Source organism: Polaromonas sp. A23, from assembly GCF_002001015.1.
In the GTDB taxonomy this organism is placed as follows: domain Bacteria; phylum Pseudomonadota; class Gammaproteobacteria; order Burkholderiales; family Burkholderiaceae_C; genus Polaromonas.
Genome location: NZ_MUNO01000012.1, coordinates 44,870 through 58,951 on the forward strand (window position 1 = coordinate 44,870; position 14,082 = coordinate 58,951).

At 61.1% G+C, this 14,082-nt stretch carries 12 protein-coding genes; 7 read left to right on the top strand and 5 right to left on the bottom strand.

Features of this window, described 5'->3' with window-relative positions; all coding sequences use genetic code 11:
- Window positions 1–88 precede the first annotated feature (88 nt).
- From B0B52_RS05695 to B0B52_RS05720, 6 genes are all read left to right on the top strand, one after another.
- Entirely contained in the window at window positions 89–1,042 is a 954-nt protein-coding gene (locus B0B52_RS05695) for an ABC transporter permease (protein WP_077592654.1), read from the top strand.
- On the top strand, window positions 1,042–1,929 hold the full coding sequence (locus B0B52_RS05700; RefSeq protein WP_077592655.1) for an ABC transporter permease: 888 nt from the start codon (window positions 1,042–1,044) through the stop codon (window positions 1,927–1,929). Before B0B52_RS05695 ends, B0B52_RS05700 begins: the two co-directional genes overlap by 1 nt.
- Window positions 1,926–3,581: an ABC transporter ATP-binding protein gene (locus B0B52_RS05705; protein WP_077592656.1), complete on the top strand. Its 1,656-nt coding sequence runs from the start codon at window positions 1,926–1,928 to the stop codon at window positions 3,579–3,581. Before B0B52_RS05700 ends, B0B52_RS05705 begins: the two co-directional genes overlap by 4 nt.
- Window positions 3,582–3,586: 5 nt before the next feature.
- Entirely contained in the window at window positions 3,587–5,086 is a 1,500-nt protein-coding gene (locus B0B52_RS05710; protein ID WP_077592835.1) for a M81 family metallopeptidase, read from the top strand.
- A 40-nt stretch (window positions 5,087–5,126) separates the two neighbouring features.
- Window positions 5,127–6,572 (top strand): amidase, encoded by a 1,446-nt coding sequence (locus B0B52_RS05715; RefSeq protein ID WP_077592657.1) that lies wholly within the window; start codon window positions 5,127–5,129, stop codon window positions 6,570–6,572.
- Between the two features lie 87 nt (window positions 6,573–6,659).
- On the top strand, window positions 6,660–7,433 hold the full coding sequence (locus B0B52_RS05720; protein ID WP_077592658.1) for a type III pantothenate kinase: 774 nt from the start codon (window positions 6,660–6,662) through the stop codon (window positions 7,431–7,433).
- A gap of 810 nt (window positions 7,434–8,243) precedes the next feature.
- Here the strand turns inward: B0B52_RS05720 and B0B52_RS05730 are convergent.
- Window positions 8,244–9,770 (bottom strand): wax ester/triacylglycerol synthase family O-acyltransferase, encoded by a 1,527-nt coding sequence (locus tag B0B52_RS05730; RefSeq protein ID WP_077592836.1) that lies wholly within the window; start codon window positions 9,768–9,770, stop codon window positions 8,244–8,246.
- Window positions 9,771–9,991: 221 nt separating this feature from the next.
- Here B0B52_RS05730 and B0B52_RS05735 point away from each other — a divergent pair, with 221 nt between their 5' ends.
- The gene (locus B0B52_RS05735; protein WP_077592659.1) at window positions 9,992–10,246 is read left to right on the top strand and encodes an acyl-CoA-binding protein; all 255 of its coding nucleotides are present in this window, start codon (window positions 9,992–9,994) and stop codon (window positions 10,244–10,246) included.
- Between the two features lie 1,969 nt (window positions 10,247–12,215).
- Here B0B52_RS05735 and B0B52_RS05745 read toward each other — a convergent pair.
- The 4 genes from B0B52_RS05745 to B0B52_RS05755 form a co-directional block, all read right to left on the bottom strand.
- Window positions 12,216–12,551: a multidrug efflux SMR transporter gene (locus B0B52_RS05745; RefSeq protein ID WP_217349778.1), complete on the bottom strand. Its 336-nt coding sequence runs from the start codon at window positions 12,549–12,551 to the stop codon at window positions 12,216–12,218.
- Between the two features lie 171 nt (window positions 12,552–12,722).
- Complete coding sequence (locus tag B0B52_RS22430; RefSeq protein WP_168173477.1) at window positions 12,723–12,869, bottom strand: hypothetical protein; 147 nt, start codon at window positions 12,867–12,869, stop codon at window positions 12,723–12,725.
- A 102-nt stretch (window positions 12,870–12,971) separates the two neighbouring features.
- The gene (locus B0B52_RS05750; protein WP_077592662.1) at window positions 12,972–13,199 is read right to left on the bottom strand and encodes a hypothetical protein; all 228 of its coding nucleotides are present in this window, start codon (window positions 13,197–13,199) and stop codon (window positions 12,972–12,974) included.
- 203 nt (window positions 13,200–13,402) lie between these two features.
- Window positions 13,403–13,960: a dihydrofolate reductase family protein gene (locus B0B52_RS05755; protein ID WP_077592663.1), complete on the bottom strand. Its 558-nt coding sequence runs from the start codon at window positions 13,958–13,960 to the stop codon at window positions 13,403–13,405.
- Window positions 13,961–14,082 lie beyond the last annotated feature (122 nt).

Here is a 14,082-nt window from a genome sequence, read left to right on the forward strand (position 1 = left end):
ACCTGCACGTCCGCTGGCTGCATTTTTCCGTTCGCCCTGAGCTTGTCGAAGGGTCCCATCGGCTGATGCCGATGAGCAGCAAATCCCCATGCTGAGATTCCTGCTGCAGCGCCTGCTGGCGACCATCCCCGTCCTGCTGGTGGTGGCCGTCGTGGTGTTCCTGATCCTGCGGCTGACGCCCGGCGACCCCGCGGCGGTGATCGCTGGCAACAACTCGACCAATGAAGACATCGAAAAGATCCGCGAGACGTTGGGCCTGAGCAAGCCTCTGCTGGCCCAGTTCTGGATCTGGTTCAGCAACGTGTTGCAGGGCGACCTGGGCTACTCCTTCTATCTGAACAAGCCCGTGACCGAACTGATAGCACAGCGGCTGGAGCCGACGCTCAGTCTTGCAGTTGGCACCTTGCTGCTGGCGGTGTTGGTGGCCGTTCCGCTCGGAACCATTGCGGCCTGGCGCATGGGAGGCTGGCTCGACCGCATCCTTTCAGGATTTTCGGTGGCTGGGTTTTCCATTCCGGTGTTCGTGACCGGTTATCTATTGATCTACGTTTTCGCCGTGCAGCTCGAATGGTTTCCGGTGCAGGGTTACCGCCGCCTTTTTGGCAGCGATGGGCAGGGCCTGTGGCCGTGGGCGCGCCAGCTGGTGTTGCCCTGGTTCACGCTGGCCATGATTTACGTGGCGCTCATTGCCCGCGTGACCCGTGCCAGCGTGTCGGAGGCCTTGACTGAAGATTACATTCGCACGGCGCGTGCGAAAGGGCTGGCTGAATCAGCGGTGTTGATGCGCCATGCGCTTGCCAATGCGGCGGTACCCATCGTCACCGTGATCGGTATCGGCGTCGCACTGCTGATCGGCGGTGTGGTGGTCACTGAAACCGTTTACTCCATACCGGGGCTGGGATCGCTCACGGTCGATGCCGTGCTGAACCGCGACTTCCCGGTGATCCAGGGTTTGGTGCTGTTTTTCAGCCTGTTGTACGTCGGGGTCAACTTGCTGGTTGACGTGAGCTACCTGTTCCTGGACCCGAGGATTCGTTACTGATGCAGCTCTGGCAACTCCTCAGGCAGCGGCTTTGGCGCAACAGCGCCTTCCGATTCGGCGTGCTGGTTCTGGGCGTGCTGCTTCTGCTGGCGGCACTGGCGCCCTTTCTTGGCACGGTGGACCCGGCGGCCATGGACTCGGCCCATATCAATACCGCTGCTGGCGTGCGCGGTGAGTTTGCGCAGCTGGACGGCACGGTGGTGACGCATACCTTCTGGATGGGGGCCGACAATTTCGGTCGCGACATTTTCAGCCGTGTGTTGTACGGAACGCGTACCTCGCTGCTAGTGGCTACCTTCACCGCTGCAGTGGCGATTGGCGTGGGTGCGCTGCTGGGCATGCTGGCCGGTTACTTCCGTATCGTTGATGCCGTGCTGATGCGTTTCATGGATGGGCTCATGGCCATCCCCGCCATTTTGCTGGCAATTGCGCTGGTGGCCGCACTCGGCGCGCAACTGTGGACCGTGGTGGTGGCGATTGCCATTCCGGAAATTCCGCGCGTTACGCGCCTGGTGCGAGCCATGGTGTTGACCCTGCGCGAGGAACCTTTTGTCGAAGCCGCGCGGGCGCTGGCCACGCCGACGCCGGTGATTCTTTGGCGTCACATCCTGCCCAATGCGATGGCGCCGCTGATCGTGCAGGGCACCTTCGTGGCGGCCTCGGCCGTGTTGACCGAAGCCATTCTGAGTTTCCTTGGCCTCGGCCTGCCGGCTGACATTCCGACCTGGGGCAACATCATGGCCGAGGGCAGGGTGCAGTTCACCCAGTACCCGGGCAACGTGCTGTTTCCCGCGTTGTTCCTGGTGCCTACGGTGCTGGCAATCAATCTTCTGGGTGACGGGCTGCGCGATGTGCTGGATCCAAAATTTTCCAAACGAACCCCATGACCGACGAGCTGCCTCCCGTACTGGTCATTGACAAACTGCATGTGGCCCTGCCACCGGGTAGCGACCGGCCCTATGCGGTTGAAGACGTCAGCCTGAGTATTCATCCCGGTAAGACCCTGTGTGTGGTGGGCGAATCCGGCTCCGGTAAATCGGTCATGGCCACGGCCGTGATGGGGTTGCTGGCGCGTGAACTCAAGCCCGGTCCGGGCAGCATCGTGTTGCAAGGTGAGTCGCTGCTGATGGCGTCAGGCGGCCGCTTGCGTTCGCTGCGCGGCCAGGCCATGGGCATGGTGTTTCAGGAGCCGATGACGGCGTTAAACCCGGTCATGACCTGTGGTGACCAGATCGATGAATTGTTGACGCAGCACACCGATTGGGGTGCGAAGCGGCGCGGTGAAGCGGTGCTCGACATCCTGCGGCGCGTCAAGCTGCCCGAGCCCGAACGCATGATGCGCAGCTACCCGCACCAGCTCTCGGGTGGGCAACGCCAGCGCATCGTGATCGCCATGGCCGTCATATTGCAACCTGCCCTGCTGATCTGCGATGAGCCGACCACGGCACTTGATGTCACGACGCAGAAGGAAATTCTCCGGCTGATCGAAGAGTTGCAGGAGGACCGATCCAGCGGCCGCCGCCAGGCCTGCGCAGTACTGTTCATTACGCACGACATGGGCGTGGTGGCCGAGATTGCCGACGACGTGCTGGTCATGCACCAGGGCAGAGCGGTCGAATATGGCACGCGTGATGCGGTGCTGAAGACACCCCAGGCGGATTACACCAAGATGCTGCTGGCGGCCGTGCCCAGCATGACACCGCCGCCAGCCAAGCCGGCGCCGCAAGGTGCACCGCTGCTGCGCGGCCAGGAGGTCAGCAAAACGTACAGTGCCCGCGACTGGCTGGGCCGCAGCCGGCTGACCCATGCGCTGAAGGCCGCATCCGTGGCTGTGTCGGCCGGCGAAACGGTGGGCATTGTCGGCGAGTCTGGCTCGGGTAAATCGACGTTGGCGCGTTGCCTGATCCGGTTGATTGATCCGACCGGCGGCCAGGTATGGTGGAAGCAGCGGGCGCAGAACGGGGACAGCAGTCCGCTGGTCGATGTTGCCCAATTCAGCGAGGGCCGGCTCCGGCCGCTGCGCAGCCAGGTGCAGGTGGTGTTTCAGGACCCCAATCGCTCGCTCAACCCGCGCCGCAAGGTGGGTGATTCCATCATCGAAGGTGCTATGAATTTCGGAGCTACCCGCGCAGAAGCTGAAGCGCGTGCAGCCAGTTTGATGGAAAAAGTCCGGCTGCCGGCCGAAGGTTTGCAGCGTTACCCCAGCCAGTTCTCGGGCGGGCAGCGGCAGCGCATTGCGATTGCCCGTGCGTTGGCTTGCCGGCCGCATGTGCTGGTCGCTGATGAAGCGGTCAGCGCCCTTGACGTGAGTGTGCAAGCGCAAATCCTGAAGCTGCTGCGGGAGATCCAGGCCGAACTTGGCCTGGGCATGCTCTTCATCACGCATGACCTGCGTGTCGCGGCCCAGCTGTGCGACCGGGTCATCGTCATGCACCAGGGCGAGATTGTGGAAGAGGGCCCAACACTGCAGCTGTATGCCCAGCCGCAGCACGACTACACACGCCGGCTTTTCGCAGCCGCACCCGGAGCCCTGCCTTGAAAAGCCTGAGAGTTCTCGTCGCTGGCTACCAGCACGAAACCAACACCTTTGCCCCCACCAAGGCCGACTGGGCGGCATTCAACCGTGGCGACTCCTTTCCCGCCTTCATCCATGGCCAGGCCATGCTGGACAAGCTCGCCGGCATCAACATTCCCATCGGTGGTTTCATCGAAGCGGCGCGCGTCAAAGGCTGGCAACTTGTGCCTAGCAGCTGGTGCGGCGCCATTCCTTCGTCCTACGTGACCGAAGACGCGTTTGAACGCATCAGCGCGTCCATCCTCACTGACGTGCAGAAGGGCGGGTTCGACGCGGTGTATCTGGATTTGCACGGTGCGGCCGTGGCCGAGCATGTGGCCGATACCGAAGGCGAACTGCTTGCACGCATACGCCGGGTGGTGGGCGCCGACCTGCCCATCGTGGCCAGTCTTGACCTGCATGCCAATGTCACGCACCGCATGTTGCAGGAGGCCGATGCCCTGGTTTCTTACCGCAGCTACCCCCATGTTGACATGGCGGCCACCGGTGAACTCGCTGCCCAGCTGCTGGCGCGCCGGCTCAAGCTCGGGCGGCGCGAAGAGCTGCATTTTCGGCGCCTGCCTTTCCTGATTCCCCTCAACACCCAAAGCACCTGGATGGAGCCGGCCAAAAGCCTTTACGAGGCACTGTTGGCACTGGACAGCGACTTCGGCTCGGTGCTGAGTTTTTGCATGGCTTTTCCGGCGGCAGATTTTGCAGAGTGCGCACCTATGGTCTGGGCCTATGGCGAGCGTGCGGAGCAAGCGGTGCAGCGCTTTGGTGACCGCGCAGCCGAGCCGGCACAGTGGCGGCTGACCACGCTGAACGCTGGCGACGCCGTGGCCCATGCCATGGCGCTGGCTGCGCGAAGGGGCAAGCCGGTGGTGCTGGCCGATACGCAAGACAACCCCGGCGCCGGCGGTGACAGCAACACCACCGGCCTGCTGCATGCGCTGTTGCAGCAGGGCGCAGGGCGGCGTTTTCCTGGCCAGGTTGCGCTGGGCTTGATGTTTGACCCAGAGGCCGCTGCAATGGCCGTGGCGGTAGGAGTCGGCGCGACGATTTCCACGACTGTGGGTAGGGCCGTAGCCACTTTCACCGGGCAGCTGAGCGACCCACCGCTGTCTGGCGCATTCAAGGTGCGCGCGGTCCACGATGGCAAGGTCACACTCAAGGGCGCGATGATGACCGGCCTCACCGTGCATCTGGGTCCTTGCGCCTGCCTTGAGATCGACGGTGTGCTGGTGGCTGTGGCCAGTGGCAAGAAACAGATGCTGGACCGTGAGCTGTTCCGCATGGTCGGCATCATGCCCGAGGCGATGAAAATCATCGTGGTCAAAAGCTCCAATCACTTCCGCGCTGATTTCACGCCGCTGGTAGAAAATGCGGCGACCGACATCCTGATTGCGAAAGCCGCGGGGCCAATGGCCGCGGACCCGGCCGACCTGCCGTGGAAAAACCTGCCCGAATCGACCCGGCGCCGCCCTTGAAGGCGCGGTAACGCGGGCGAAGCAACGACTGGAGTAGCTGATGACCACTTCCGCGACCTTGCCTGATCTGGCCGATTGCACCGCAACCGAGTTGCTGCAGCTGTACCGAAGTGGCCAAGCTTCCCCGGTCGACGCAACCCGCGCCGTACTGGCGCGCATCGACATGCTCAATCCCACGCTCAACGCCATCTGCCTGGTAGCGCACGAGTCCGCGCTGCAAAGCGCCAGAGACAGCGAGGCGCGGTGGCAAAAGTTTCGCCAGGGAGGCGGGCCCTGCGGTGAGCTTGACGGCGTGCCCGTCTCGATCAAGGACCTGATCCTGACCCGAGGCATGCCGACCCTGCGCGGCAGCCACACGGTGGATGCGAATCAGCCCTGGGAGGTGGACGCACCAGCGACCGCGCGGCTGCGCGAAGCGGGCGCGGTGATTCTCGGCAAAACAAACACGCCTGAATTTGGTTGCAAAGGAGAAACCAATTCCCCTCGCGCTGGCATCACGCGCAACCCATGGGACATCAGCAAAACTCCGGGCGGCTCTTCCGGCGGCGCCGCTGCAGCGGTGGCTTCCGGCATGGGGCCGCTGGCTGTGGGCACCGACGGCGCCGGCTCGGTGCGCATTCCGGCGGCGTTTTGTGGCAACTTCGGCCTCAAGCCTAGCTTTGGCCGCGTACCGGCCTATCCGCTGTCGCCGTTTGGTTCGGTCGCGCATCTGGGGCCGCACAGCCGTTGCGTGCGCGATGCTGCGTTGATGATGAACGTGCTCAAAAAACCGGACGCCAGAGACTGGACCTCGCTGCCACCGGACGGCAGCGACTATCTGGCAAGCCTGGAAGACGGCGTCCGTGGCTTGCGCATTGCATGGTCGCCGGCCCTGGGTTATGCGCGCAACGTTAATCCCGAAGTTGCGCAGTCTGTGGCCCGCGCCGTGGCGCTGCTGGCCGACCTTGGCGCGCATGTCGAGCAGGTTGACCCCGGCTTCGACGACCCATTGGAAATCACCACCGGCCTGTGGTTTGCCGGCGCCTGGACAGTGTGGAACACATTGACGCCTGCCCAGCAGACGCAGACAGACCCCGATTTCCGCGCCGAAGCCCTGCTCGGCGAAAAGCTCAGCCTGCTCGATATCCAGCGTCTTCACCTGCAGCGCGGCGCCCTCGGCTCGCACATGCGCCAGTTCATGCAGCGCTTTGACTTGCTGGTTACGCCCAGCGTGGCCGTGCCGGCCTTCGAGGCCCGGCCCGCCGGCCATACCCCCATGAACCCGGCTGCCATGCTGGGCTGGACACCGTTTTCCTACCCCTTCAACCTGACCCAGCAGCCGGCCAGCACCGTGCCTTGCGGCTTGACGGCAGGGGGCCTGCCGATAGGCTTGCAGTTTGTAGGCCCCATGTTTGGCGATGTGCTGGTGCTTCGGGCATCCCGCGCCTACGAGGCGGCGCGGCCGGCCGGCGTGGATTTCAAACGGCCCGTCACACCGCCGCGCTGAGCGCACCAGCGGCCTGACGCCGTCCGGGGGAAAACCTCTAGACCCGTCGGCTTCCCGGGTGCCAGAAGCTGTTCATAATCGGGTGGCATGACTTTTTTAGCACTCGATGTGGGCAATACCCGGCTGAAGTGGGCCCAATACGCAGCCCCGGTGGCCGGTTCTCCTTTGTTGGCTCATGGCGCGGTGTTTCTGGAAAACATCGACAAGCTGGCTGACAAAGAATGGTGCGATCTGCCTGTGCCCTCGCTGATTGTGGGGTGCATTGTGGCTGGCGACGCCGTCAAACGCCGGGTGGAAGAACAGATGGAGTTCTGGGACGTGGTGCCGCGCTGGGTGGTGCCCAGCGCCCACGAAGCTGGCGTGACCAATGGCTACGACCACCCCGCGCGCCTGGGCGCCGACCGCTGGGTCGCCATGATAGGCGCGCGGCACCGTTTGCTTGCGCGAGGCATCAAGAAACCCTGTGTTGTGGTGATGGTTGGCACGGCCGTCACGGTTGAGGCGATCGACGCCTCCGGAAAATTCCTCGGCGGCATCATCCTTCCCGGCCACGGCATCATGCTGCGCGCACTCGAGTCCGGCACGGCCGGCCTGCATGTACCCACTGGCGAAGTCAAAGACTTTCCCACCAATACCAGCGATGCACTGACCAGCGGCGGCACCTTTGCCATTGCTGGTGCGGTGCAACGCATGGTCGACAACACGGCGCGCCATTGCGGCGAAGTGCCGGAATGCATCATGACCGGTGGGGCTGGCTGGAAGATGGTTCCCAGCATGTCTATTGAGGTTGAGCTTGTGGAAGGCTTGATTTTTGATGGGTTGCTGGAGATTGCTTCTCGGCGGTTTCCGGTGGAAGTCTGATCCTCGAGGCCGGTTGGGCCGAGTCAGGCCTCTCCTGGACCTGTCATCCCGGACTTGATCCGGGATCCATGCAGGCGCCACGCCAACACCGTTCGGGCTGAGCCTGTCGAAGCCTGTGCAAGCTTGCGCTGATGGGGGGCTTCCAACAAGCCGGGTCTCGCCCCGGCGGGCGAGGCACTTTGTCTTTGCTTCGCCAAAGAAAAGTACCCAAAAGAAAGGCGACCCGATGGTCTGGGTCCCTTCGCTTCGCTACGGGCAACCTGCGGTGCTCGACAAAAGCGGGGTCTCGCTCGAACTCGGCTGCGCCTCAGACAATCGCGAGCCCTGATCCGCTTTTGCCTGCGCTCCTCGGCCCAGCCCGACGGGCGGGGGAACAAACACGGATGCGGGGAGGTGAGGACGCGCAAAGCGCGCCCTCACCGGATCCCGATCCCGATCCCGAATCCGAACCCGCTTTCGTCCCCCACCCTTCTGTATGCGCCGAGGAGCGGAGGTCCAGACGGATAAGGACGGGCGATTGTCTGAGCGCAGCGAGTTCGAGCCCGACCCCGGCTGGACCGAGCACCGCAGGTTGCCCCGTAGCGAAGCGAAGGGGACGCAGACAGTAGGGGCGCCTTTTCTTTTGCTTACTTTTCTTTTGGCGACGCAAAAGAAAAGTGAGTTGCCGCCGGGCAACCCCCGGCTTGCAGGCGAACCGCCGGCCGTTGAGTCAAAGATCGCTTCGAGTCAAATAATACTTGCTATTAATTCAGGAGCTACTTGCGCCCGAATCCAAAGGGCTACAGGCATAAAACGCATATAAAACCAGCGTCACTCACCCCAAGGCAACATCATCGTCACCATCGACAACTTCGCAAACTCCGGCACAAACTCGTCGATGATCCGCTGCGGTTCCGGACACAGCGTGCTGTCCGTAATCACGCCAAACTGCACGCCGCCGCCATAACTCAGGATAGACACGCCCAGCCCCACGTCACCAGACTGCGGCACCCAGAACATGCTTTGCTCCAGCGTGGCGCCGCAGAACTTGAGTTTTTCGCGCGGCCCCGGCACGTTGGTCATCACCGCCGTGGTCTTCTTCGAGAAGAGGTTGAGCATGGCGTCCTGCGCCGGCTTGATCAGCAGCCCGGCGACTGCCAGCAGGCTGAAGGCCAGCAGCGGCTGGTAGCTGCCCTTGAGGGCGGCCATGCGGCGCCGCACTTCGTACACGCGCTCGACCGGGTTATCGACGCCGATGGGCAGCACCAGCGGCACCAGGCCAAAACGGTTGCCCAGCTTGTAGGCCTGCTCCATGGGCCGCAGGTTCACCGGCACCATGGCGCGGATCTCCTGACCCTTCACGTCGTCGCCGTGCGACTTGAGGTATTCGCCAATGGCGCCGGCCACGCAGCTGAGCAGCACGTCATTGATTGAGCAGTTCAGGGCCTTGCCAACTGCCTTGACTTCGTCCAGCGGAATCGGCTGGCACCAGGCCACTTTTTTGGTGGTGCCCGGCTTGCCCTTGAGCCGGGTTTTTGAATCGTCGGGCATCAGCGCCAGCGCGGCACCGTCTTTGAGCACCTGCAACATCACCTTGGCCATGTCCAGCGAGCCGGCCATGCCTTTTTGTGGATCACTCAGCAGACTGAATGATCTGGCAGCGCCATCGCCTGCCGCGCCCAGCGCCTTGACGGTCAGGTCGGTGAAGGGCTTGAGCAGGGTCTCGGCAATCCAGTCTTCGGCACCACCGCTGCTGGCTTCCTTCTTCTTGCGTTCGGGCGGCGGCGCACCGCCGTCAACCAGCGACATGGTCACTGAAATCAACGCAATGCCGTCGGCAATGCAGTGGTGAATGCGCACAATCATGGCGCTGCCCTTGACGCCGTCGGGGCCGGTGTAGTCCTCAACCAGGTGAATTTGCCAGAGCGGGCGCTTGCGGTCCAGTGGCTGCATGGCGAGCTCTGCCACGCGGTCCTGCAGCGCTTCCTGCTCCCGGCCTTTGGCGGATTTGGGCAGCTTGTCGGCCACCACGTGGTTTTTCAGGTCGAAGTAGCGGTCTTCCACCCAGGTGGCGCCGGCGGCGTCTTCCACCACGCGCTGGCGAAAGCGGGCGTACTTGAGCAGGCTGTTTTCAATGCGCTCACAAACGGCGGCATGACTTACACCGGGTTGCAGGGACCACACGCCCACAATCATCATCAGGTTCGAGGGCGTGTCCATGCGCAGCCAGGCGGTGTCGACCTTGCTCATGCGCTCGCCCGAAAGCCCCAGCGTGCCGGAGACGGCGCGGGTGACGTTTTTCTGAACGTTCTTTGCGACCTTTTTGCCCGCTGCCTGGGCCGAAACGCGTGTGACCATGAAAACTCCCAAATACACAAGATAAACGGATCAATTTTCCGCTGGGCCGTCCATAAAAAATTAGCCTGTCCCTCTAGGGCAGCGCATGACACACAGTGCAAAGCGGGGAGGCTAAAGTCTCTGGATGGGGGCAAATCCCTATTTTGCAGGCAAGGCTGTGGCTAAGATACCGGGCAGTTACCCGAATTCACCCTGACTTTCAACCACAACGGAGCAACCCCATGGCAGACATCAAAGCAGCTTTCGACAAGGCAATGGCCGATTCCAAAAACCTCAGCGAGCGCCCCGACAACGCCACGCTGCTGAAAATTTACGCACTGTACAAGCAGGGCAGCACAGGCGACAACACCGACAAAAAGCCCGGCTTCGGCGACATGGTCGCCCGCGCCAAGTGGGACGCCTGGAACAGCCTGAAGGGCACTTCGCAGGAAGATGCGATGCAACAGTATGTGGACTTGATTGAGTCGTTGAGCTGATTGATACTTGGGCAGTCGCTGGGATAGCCGTTAGTCCACGCCACCAGATCCGGATAGCACTTCCGGCCGCTTCCCCTAGCCCAAATGACCGATCAGTTTTTGCCCTTGCGGGGGATCACATACACACAGACTCGAAATGCGGAAGTAATGTGATCATTTCACCACCATGGGGCAGCCCTGTACGCTGATCCTCGTAGTGATGCCTTTGGCTACGTGTGTAACCTGGCAATTTCGACCGGCCTCAATGCTATTCCTCGTGGTTGTGAACGCTCTCGAAAGGTAGAACTTGTGGAGTGGAGGTGTTGAAGGAAGGTCAGTATGACGGCTCCACACCTGAGACTCAGGTACACCAACTACGTGCTGAAGTTCGGGCGACACTCCCCCCGTCGCAACAAGAACTCTCTGACCCCCTGTATCGCCGGTCACCGTCCAGTTCGCCCTCGCGTTGTTTGACAGGCTTAAGAGAACAGGTAGTTCATGATGCTGAACATCAATTTGGATATCTAGAGCATTGCCGCCTTTAGCATGGTGTTCGTGATCGAACACCGAGATTTCGTACCTGTGAACCTCGGTAGGAAAACGAAATCCCCAGAAATGCTCATCAAGCAACTTGAGTTGTTTGGCTAGCTGGGTCTTTGAGTAAGACACCGGTTTGTGGGGCACCGTATTTGCAGGCATCACGGACGCAACCGCAGACTGAGCGTTTTTGTCTGCTCGACATGCAAAGTTGCCGATTGGCGTAACCCCAAGCAGCAGTGGAAAAGGGAATCCAGGGTGCTTAAATTCGCGGACTTCTAGCAGAGGCTGAGAGTTGCCTTCCGAAACTTGCTCCAACTGCACTCCTTCCCACTCAATTTCATGAAAAGCGGTCCGCCAGGACCGTTCGCGGCGATGTAACTCCGATACTTTGAAATATGCCTTGGGCGGCGGTTCGTATCCGAATGCTGCACATACACCGTCGTAACCTGCCGGCGAGGCGCCGGATCGAGCAAGCATTTCGTAGTACGGTGCACATGCCGGATCATCCGGCCTCGATGCGCGGAGACTGAATGCTCGACCGTCGTGAATCTCCGCGGTTGTGGCTATCCGCCGCGCATCCCCATACTCTGCGGTTGGCATTACGTGGACGGATCCGATCTGCCGGGTAGCAAGCAAGTCGACGACCGACGAAGCACTGTAGTGACGCCCGCTTATGACAACAGCTCCGGCGCTGAACGGTGCACTCGACAGTTGCACGACACGTCCGTTAGCGTTACAGGCGGTTTCCATGAGCGGGTGTACGAGCGCGCTGGAGATTGGGAGCAGCGCGAGAACCACGCCGACTAGCATCATCGGCGTACGTATAAGCAGTGTTCTCGGTGTCCTCCGGAAGATCCAAACAAGCAGCGCAAGCCATGCGAAGTAAAGACCACAGGTAACAACGGAGAGAAAGAGGTATGCAAGTCCAAGCATGGCATCTAACTCAATGCACGACGTACAGCCTGCGATATGGCCCGGCCGTTGCTATACAACTCGACCCGTTGATTTGTCGTCAAGTCCCCGTTGTACCAAGTGCTTTTACGCATCGGTGCTCCCTGTCATGTTATTCAACCGCACACCAAACACCGCACGATTCTAGGTCGAGGCCGACTTTAATGATTCAAATGTGCCTCTAGCCCTTATTTTGCGGCCACCAAATGCTATCAATAACATAGCCCCCCCCCACTCACCCCACTCGCCCCACAACACCGCGCTCCCTCAGCGTACCGATCTGCGCCTCCGTCAGCCCCACCTCACACTGCACCGCATTAGTGCCTTGGATTCCACGGGTGCATTGCGAGGTTGGCTTGCAGCTTGGGGATAAACCGGACACGCGTCCCACGGCAGAGCCCGCCATAGATGCCTGATATACGACTGCAGGCGCTTCCCAGGAAGCCTATCTATCCGTCAGCTTCTTGCGCTTGTGGGCGTCCGTACCAAGGGCTAATAGTCATCGCTGACCACCAAGATTGAGCATCACGACGCCCGCAACTACGCAAACAAGACCTAGCGCCTTGACGTAACCCATCTGCTCCCCGTAGAACGCGATGCCGACAAGGGCGGTTGCTGCAGTGCCGCTTGCGGCCCAGACTGCATAAGTAATGCCCATCTCGAGTTGCCGCATGGCAACTGCCATGAGCCAAATGGCAAGCGCGTAACACGCCGCTGCCGCTCCAGAAGGGAAGAGTTTGGAAAAGCCATCCGAGTGCTTGAGCGCAACTGTTCCGACGACTTCTGCGATGACGCTGACTGCGATGAGCAGCCAGGCCAACAGGCTTGATTTCATTGGGCACCTCTGCCGAACTTGCCCGTTTGTCACTTGTACCGAGTGACACGAGCAGTGCGGTTGAGCGGTACCTGTAGAAAGCCGACAGTGTATCAACGCAGCGGCTTGATTGCTACTTACATCAGGTAGAGGCGCGCTTATGACGCCTGACCTAAAGTTAGTTGTGGGATGCTAGACGTCAGTGAGTTCCGCGTGCACGCCCAGTTCAATGAGCAGCTTCAACAACATTTCCGCAGCCTTCTGAGAAGAAGCAGTCAGGATCACCCGTTCGCCGGCGAGTACACGGTCAGTTGTGGCCTTGGCCTGGGAAAGCGACATACCAAGAGAGTTCTGCAAGAGGGAGGTATGAGACACCTTCCGAAATCCAGGGCTCCAGCCGGTAATGCAGATTGAATACATTCAGAGCAACCTAGCTATTGATCATTCTCTGGCTCGCGACGTCAGGTAATTTTTCGCCCGCTCTCGCACCGCCAATATTCGGTCGCGTTCCATACCTCTTATCTCGAACAATTCGTCTAGCGGAGCGTATGCCAGTTCCTCCAAGGTTGTGTGGCCGGCGTCTGCAAATGACGTTGCCTCCATCCGAGGGATATCCAGCACGCTCATAAATAGCGCGATGGCGGCTGCGTTATTTTCTCCGTTGGTCATTCACTCTCCTCAGCGACGGCTAAGTTCAGCCCACCACACATCGTACTTGGCATCGTCCGCGACGGTGTCCTGGTCCAGCGCAGGCGCAGTGTGATGCTGAACTTTGCGCATTGAAAATCTAGCGTACCCAACTTACCAGACAGGCAGGGGAAGAAAAACTCTGAACCGCAGCGCGTTGTTAGGCGACATGACCCATCTCCGAGTCAGTGCGCGCGTCGGTAGTGCATTGCGACCGCACCGTTGCGGAGCGGCTTCGCCGAGATCAACTCGAGCCGTTGCGTGCTGGACAGTCCGCTCTCGTACAGAGTCGGGCCGTGGCCGACGATCCTGGGGTGGACGAGCAACTTGTACTCGTCGATCAGATCCAGTCGGTCCAGCTCGGTCGCGAGCTTGCCGCTACCGAGGAGCACGCCGTCCGGGGTCGCGTCCTTGAGCTTCTGCACGCTCGTGCGCAGGTCGTCGGCGATGTGGTGGCTGTTGGTCCACGGGAAGTCCTTTCGTGTCGAGGACACCACATACTTCGGCTTGGCCTCCAGCTTGACCGCCCACTCGCGTATCGCCGGCGGAGCCTCCGCGTCGCCGCGGGCGACCGCTGGCCAGTAGCTCTCCATCATCTCGTAGGTGACGCGACCCCACAGCATCGCTCCGCTCTCGTCCATGAGGCGGGTGAAGAAGGCGTGTGTCTCGTCGTCGGCGATTCCTTCCTGGTGGTCGACGCAGCCGTCCAGGGTGACGTTGATGCTGAAGGTCAAGAGTCCCATGATGTCCTCCGTTCGAGATACACGACGAGCCGATCGCCGTCTGGCTCCAAGGGCACGAGCCCAATTCGCGAGGTATTCACCCTGTGTCGCCTAATGTTCGACGTAAGGGGCTGCTTGCCGCA

Excerpts from the sequence above, each read along its gene's own strand:
- B0B52_RS05745 (WP_217349778.1), bottom strand. The coding sequence starts at position 12,551 with ATGAAATCAAGCCTGTTGGCCTGGCTGCTCATCGCAGTCAGCGTCATC.
- B0B52_RS05715 (WP_077592657.1), top strand. The coding sequence starts at position 5,127 with ATGACCACTTCCGCGACCTTGCCTGATCTGGCCGATTGCACCGCAACC.
- B0B52_RS05720 (WP_077592658.1), top strand. The coding sequence starts at position 6,660 with ATGACTTTTTTAGCACTCGATGTGGGCAATACCCGGCTGAAGTGGGCC.
- B0B52_RS22430 (WP_168173477.1), bottom strand. The coding sequence starts at position 12,869 with ATGTCGCTTTCCCAGGCCAAGGCCACAACTGACCGTGTACTCGCCGGC.
- B0B52_RS05755 (WP_077592663.1), bottom strand. The coding sequence starts at position 13,960 with ATGGGACTCTTGACCTTCAGCATCAACGTCACCCTGGACGGCTGCGTC.
- B0B52_RS05750 (WP_077592662.1), bottom strand. The coding sequence starts at position 13,199 with ATGACCAACGGAGAAAATAACGCAGCCGCCATCGCGCTATTTATGAGC.
- B0B52_RS05735 (WP_077592659.1), top strand. The coding sequence starts at position 9,992 with ATGGCAGACATCAAAGCAGCTTTCGACAAGGCAATGGCCGATTCCAAA.
- B0B52_RS05730 (WP_077592836.1), bottom strand. The coding sequence starts at position 9,770 with ATGGTCACACGCGTTTCGGCCCAGGCAGCGGGCAAAAAGGTCGCAAAG.
- B0B52_RS05705 (WP_077592656.1), top strand. The coding sequence starts at position 1,926 with ATGACCGACGAGCTGCCTCCCGTACTGGTCATTGACAAACTGCATGTG.
- B0B52_RS05695 (WP_077592654.1), top strand. The coding sequence starts at position 89 with ATGCTGAGATTCCTGCTGCAGCGCCTGCTGGCGACCATCCCCGTCCTG.
- B0B52_RS05700 (WP_077592655.1), top strand. The coding sequence starts at position 1,042 with ATGCAGCTCTGGCAACTCCTCAGGCAGCGGCTTTGGCGCAACAGCGCC.